The organism is Corynebacterium sp. LK2510 (assembly GCF_040946405.1).
Classification (GTDB): domain Bacteria; phylum Actinomycetota; class Actinomycetes; order Mycobacteriales; family Mycobacteriaceae; genus Corynebacterium.
The window spans coordinates 1-5,780 of sequence record NZ_JAYWLR010000033.1; the positions used below are offsets into that span (position 1 = coordinate 1).

4 protein-coding genes are annotated in these 5,780 nt (G+C 61.4%); 2 read left to right on the plus strand and 2 right to left on the minus strand.

All coding sequences use genetic code 11. The features are described from left to right. On the minus strand, positions 1–2,263 hold a 2,263-nt coding region (locus tag VVR41_RS10520; RefSeq protein WP_368524730.1), incomplete at its 3' end, for a DUF3427 domain-containing protein. Between the two features lie 2 nt (positions 2,264–2,265). Continuing rightward, on the minus strand, positions 2,266–2,655 hold the full coding sequence (locus tag VVR41_RS10525; RefSeq protein WP_368524731.1) for a (deoxy)nucleoside triphosphate pyrophosphohydrolase: 390 nt from the start codon (positions 2,653–2,655) through the stop codon (positions 2,266–2,268). Positions 2,656–2,799: 144 nt separating this feature from the next. Here VVR41_RS10525 and VVR41_RS10530 point away from each other — a divergent pair, with 144 nt between their 5' ends. Next, on the plus strand, positions 2,800–4,908 hold the full coding sequence (locus VVR41_RS10530; RefSeq protein WP_368524732.1) for a DEAD/DEAH box helicase: 2,109 nt from the start codon (positions 2,800–2,802) through the stop codon (positions 4,906–4,908). A 30-nt stretch (positions 4,909–4,938) separates the two neighbouring features. Beyond that, a complete protein-coding gene (locus VVR41_RS10535) occupies positions 4,939–5,763 on the plus strand; it encodes a hypothetical protein (protein WP_368524733.1) in 825 nt (274 codons plus the stop codon). Positions 5,764–5,780: the final 17 nt, after the last annotated feature.

Sequence of the window (5,780 nt, forward strand, 5' to 3'; positions counted from 1 at the left end):
GGTGGTGGCCACCAAACCGTTTAATGGAAGCGGAAGGAAACCACTCGAGGCTGAAAATCCTCTCGAGGGACTGGACGACGGCATCCGAACTGTCGAGGCCTTGGGATTCGAGATAATTCCGAAATTCGGAAATGGACACTTCCCTGTGATCGAGCAGCTGGCGCAAAAGCATGAGCTCCTGTGGCCGCTTGCCGTTCATGAACTCAATGGAGACCAAGCTGAGAAACGCGTCCTCTAGCGGCGAGGGAGCGACTTCGACGAAGTTCAATTCCTTAAGCAGGGTCCAGTAGTTTTTCGCCTTCGAATCCGTGGTGGAAAGAACCCAAGGGTCCATCGAACCATGGTTCTCGAAGTCTTTGATCTGCGGAATCTTTCCTAGGCGGTACGTGAGGTCCAGGATCGCTGTTCGCTTCGCGCGGCGATCTGTAAGCCGAGCCTTCTGGAGGGATTCGACGATGCGGCCCATGGAAACCCGGTCAAAACTAATCGTCGAGTTGCCGGCAATCGCGCGCCGCCGAGTCTTGCGGATCACTTCACCAATCTGGTCCTTGCTTCCAGAGTTATCTCCCGTTAGAGCGATCGGGATGAGGTAGTTGTTGGCGTAATTTCCAATGATGTCGATGACTCTGAGCGACGACTTGTCGCGGCTCTTGCGTAGGCCCCTGCCGAGCTGCTGAGTGAAGACGATCGGTGATTCCGTCGCACGAAGCATGACCACGACGTTGACCGGAGGGATGTCGATGCCTTCGTTGAAAATATCGACGGTGAGCAGGTAGTCAAGCTCTCCCTTCTCCAGCGACGCTACGGCTTCCTCACGAGCGTCAATCGAGGTCGTCCCCGGCAACGCGAGCGTGCGAAGGAACCTGCCGTGAACACGTCTGGAGTTCAGTGCGTCGCTGAGCAGACGGGCTTCTTCGTTTCCGCTGCAGAAGATCAAACCTTTCGTTCCGCGCGCGAAAGAGTACTTACGCAGGATTTCCGCGATGTGATCGACGCGCTCAGTGGCAACTCGTTCGATGAGGGAGCTGTCGTCCGTGATGGTGAAGCCGCGGGCGTTTTCGTAGTCGCTGACTCCGAAGTAGTCGAAGGGAACCAACATCTTGTTCTCGAGCGCGCCTTCGAGGCGGATTTCGTAGGCGACGTTGTAATCAAAAAGCTCGAATACGTTGAAGCCGTCGGTTCGCTCGGGTGTGGCAGTAATGCCGAGGACAAACTCCGGCCGGAAGAAGTTCAGGACGCGCTGGTAGGTCTCTGCGCCGGATCGGTGGACCTCGTCCACGATGACCAGATCGAACAAACGCGGGGAAATCTCGCTGAGGTTTTCCTTGCGGCTCAAAGACTGCACTGTCGCAAAGGTGAAGCGGCGATCGAGATCGTGCTGTGCGCCCGCGAAAAAGCCGATGTCCTCAGCATCGCACTGGAAGACGCGCTGAAACTCCTGAGCTGCGTCGCGAAGAATCTGTTCACGATGAGCCAGAAAAAGCATGCGTTGTGGAGCGAACTCCTTGGCAGCGAAAGCAGAGAGAATCGTTTTGCCTGTTCCCGTGGCTGAGATAACGAGTGCTCGTCGCTCTCCCGCCTCCCGAACCTTAAGCAGGCCTTCGAGAGCTTCAACCTGCATCGCGTTAGGCAAGATCCGAACGCTTTTGTCCGATACCTCGAGTGGTTGTTCCTGGCGGACGACCGTTCGCGTCGCGCGCTTTTGCTCGTAATCTGCGATCCATTCCGGAGTAAGGGGAACAGAATGCTCGCGCTGCCATTGCACGGCCCGGTTCACTTGGTCGGCGATATCGCCGTCGCGGTGTGTTGAGAACTGCAGGTTCCATTCCGCGTTCGATGTCAGGGCATTGCGGGTGAGGTTCGAACTCCCGATAAGGGCGGTGAGGTGATCAGCGTGCTGGAACACGTACCCCTTCGCATGGTGCTGGGTTCCTGACATCACGCGGACTTCGACGTTGTCCAGGGTGAGAAGCTCGCGCAGGGCATCCGGGTCATTGAAGTCGAGGTAGTCGGACGTAATGATCACGCCCGTTCCGCCATACTCCACCAACTGTTGCTTAATTGTGCCGAGCCCGCTTGCGGAGACGAATGCCACGGAGAAGATGAACGAGTCGGACGACTCCAGCTCTTCCCGCAACACCCCCAGCATGGTGGAGATCTCATTGTTCGAAATGAGGTAGGGGTTCTCGAAGTGGGGCTGGGTGTGGTCGGCTTCTAAGAAGCCGTGCTCAAGCGCGCTTCGGAGACCTTCTCGGCTTCGCATGCTTACTCGCCACTCAAGATGTCGACGGTGGGAATGTCTGCCGGAGCCCAATCGAGCGTCTTGAGTTTGCTCCGGGGAACCCACGTCAGCTCCGTGTGTTCTGTCATGGTCGGTTCCCCGGACCTGAGAAAACACTCATAGGTGGAAAGAGCGATGACGACGTCACCGGTGTCATGGTGGGTCGTTGTGATGTGCGAACCCACCTCGGCGTCGACAAGCAGCTCTTCCTTTAGCTCGCGCATGAGGGCTTCGGTGGGGCTTTCGCCTGGCTCAATCTTTCCGCCGGGGAACTCCCACATGCCCGCCATCGCTTTGTCGGGCCCGCGGCGTGCTGCGAAAACAGTGTCGCCCGACGTGAAAACAGCCCCCACAACCTCAATTACCTTCGCCATGAATCGAATCCTAGAGGAGAGTACTGACGCCGACGCCGAAGGAGAGCCGAAGGGGCGGACGTATGTGCGAAGGGGAGGGTTGTCGTCGACAAGCGAAAACCGCGAATAGTAATACCGCCGCTAAAGGCGTAGGGTGGGGAAACAATGAGCATTTCCGAAAACGCTACCGGCAGCGAATTTGAGCCGGACATGAACATGTCGGAAAATCAGGAAACCCCGCAGGTTGCCGCGGACGCGAATGTGTCCGCCGCTGAAGGCACCAGGGATGCGGGAGCTTCTGAGGACACCGGCGCTTCGGCCGAAACCGAAGCCACTGTAACTGAGAACACCACCACCGAGCCGGAGCAGCCGGCAACTGAGAAGACGGATGAGCCGAGCCACGGGTTCGACAACCTCGATCTGCCCAGCGACGTCATCGCGGCAGTGAAGAAGGTTGGCTTCGAGGAGCCCTCCGCCATCCAGGCAGAGACCATCCCGCTTTTGATGGCGGGGCGCGACGTTGTCGGCCTCGCACAGACGGGTACGGGCAAGACCGCGGCCTTTGCGCTGCCGGTTCTGTCCCAGATCGATGAGAACGACCGCTTCCCGCAGGCCCTCGTCCTTGCGCCGACGCGTGAGCTCGCCCTGCAGGTCTCGGACGCTTTCCAGTCGTTCGCTGACCACCTTGGCAAGATCTCCGTCCTGCCGATCTACGGTGGCCAGGCATACGGCATCCAGCTCTCCGGTCTGCGCCGTGGCGCGCAAATCATCGTGGGCACCCCGGGCCGCGTCATCGACCACTTGGAAAAGGGCTCGTTGGACATCTCCAACCTGCGCTTCCTCGTGCTCGATGAGGCAGACGAGATGCTCAACATGGGCTTCCAGGAGGACGTCGAGCGCATCCTCGCCGACACCCCCGACACCAAGCAGGTCGCACTGTTCTCCGCGACGATGCCCAATGGCATCCGCCGGATCTCCAAGCAGTACCTGAACAACCCGGCTGAGGTCACCGTGAAGTCGGAGACCCGCACCAACACGAACATCACGCAGCGCTACCTGTTCACCGCGCACCGCAACAAGCTCGACGCGATGACCCGCATCCTCGAGGTTACCGAGTTCGAGGCGATGATCGTCTTCGTGCGCACCAAGCAAGAGACCGAAGAGATCGCCGAGAAGCTGCGCGCACGCGGTTTCTCCGCGGCTGCGATCAACGGCGACATCGCCCAGCAGCAGCGCGAGCGCACCGTCGATCAGCTTCGCGACGGCCGCCTGGACATCCTCGTCGCCACCGACGTCGCTGCCCGCGGCCTCGATGTCGAGCGCATCAGCCACGTGCTGAACTTCGACATCCCGAACGACACCGAGAGCTACGTCCACCGCATCGGCCGCACCGGCCGTGCAGGACGCTCCGGCGAGGCCATCCTCTTCGTCACCCCGCGCGAGCGCCGCATGCTCCGCTCCATCGAGCGCGTCACCAACGCGCACATCGAGGAGATGGACCTGCCGACGGTCGACGAGGTCAACGAGAGCCGCAAGGCACGCTTCATGGACTCCATCACGCAGTCCCTCGAGGCGAGCGAGGTGCACGTGTTCAAGTCGATGGTGCGCGAGTACTCCCAGGCCAACAACGTGCCGATGGACGACATCGCTGCAGCGCTGGCTACCCAGGCACAGGCTGGCGACGAGTTCCTAATGAAGGAGCCGCCGAAGGACAAGCGCGACCGTCGGGACCGCTTCGACCGCGATGATCGCGGCGATCGCGGTGACCGTGGCGGACGTTTCGACCGCGACCGTCGTGGTGGACGCTTCGACCGCGATGACCGTGGTGGCCGTGGCGGACGCCGTGGCCACAACGACAGCGAGGACTTCGATACGTACCGTCTGGACGTGGGCAAGCGTCAGCACGTCCGCCCGGGCGCCATCGTCGGTGCGCTGGCCAACGAGGGCGGGCTGAACTCCCGCGACTTCGGCCGCATCACCATCGGCGGAGACTTCACGCTCGTGGAGCTTCCGAAGAACCTCGATCGTGGCGTGCTGGACCGTTTGTCCGACACCCGTATCTCCGGTCAGCTGATCAACATCACGCGCGACCAGGGTGCTCCCTGTGGCCGTGGCGGCTTCGGTGGCGGACGTGATCGCGATGACCGCGGTGGCAGGGGCGATCGTGGTGGCTACCGTGGTGGCCGCGACCGTGGTGACCGTGGTTACGACCGCGGTGGACGCAACGATAGGAACGACCGTGGTGGCCGTGGCCGCCGCGACTGGCGCGACTAGTCCGCCGGTCATCTGAAACGAAGGTTTGATGTGAAAAACGCCTCCCGTCTTGCCGCAGCTGCTGCGGCACTCCTTGTAACTCTCGGAGCGGGAGGCGTTTCTCCTGCCCAGGCTCAGAGCACCACCCAAGCCAATCAAGGCGGGGCGGTCTACATCGAGGGCAGTGGATACTGCACGATCGGGTACAACGACCCGGCACGCCAGCGCAGCCTCGTCGCCGCCCACTGCGGCGAGGAAGGCCAGCGCGTGCGCTTGGTCGACCACGACGCGCGCATAGGCTCGCAGCCGGTGGGTACGTTCTACCGCTCTCGGGCTTACGACGGTCGCCTCGGCAATGACTGGGCCGCCATCCAGTGGGACCTCGGTGTCGCTATCGGAGGCAACTCGTTTTCCGGTGACGCGTGGGTACACCCAGGCTCGCTCGCCTCAGGTCAGCAGGTTTGCTACTTCGGGCAGATGTCCAACCGCCCCCGCCACGATGTCACTTGCGGGAGCTTCCGCGGGGCCGTGGGCAACACCTTCTTCGTGGATGCGCCGATGACGCACCCGGGGGATTCCGGTGGGCCGATCTGGGTGCCGGGTCGTGGCTTTGTTGGCGTTGTCTCGAGCACGTGGAACGCAACACCGATTCCGTTCCTCGGCGCGCGCGGGTTTGTCATGGGTGTACTGCCGGAGGACGGTCCGGCCGTTCCGGAGGCGAGCTTGCTCGCTCTGTATATCCAGAACCTGCTCCTGCCGGCCGTGGGTTCTTCGAATGGCGTGGGCGCGGATATGCTGCGCGGGGCCTTCTCTCATTTCGTCTCGCTGTTTAGCCTCCTCGGGGTCGCTATCCCCGGCGCGATCAATTACACCTAGCGCCTAGGCAGACCTAG

What these genes read in the sequence shown, in the direction of transcription:
- VVR41_RS10530 (WP_368524732.1), top strand. Translation starts at nt 2,800, where the DNA reads ATGAGCATTTCCGAAAACGCTACCGGCAGCGAATTTGAGCCGGACATG.
- VVR41_RS10525 (WP_368524731.1), bottom strand. Translation starts at nt 2,655, where the DNA reads ATGGCGAAGGTAATTGAGGTTGTGGGGGCTGTTTTCACGTCGGGCGAC.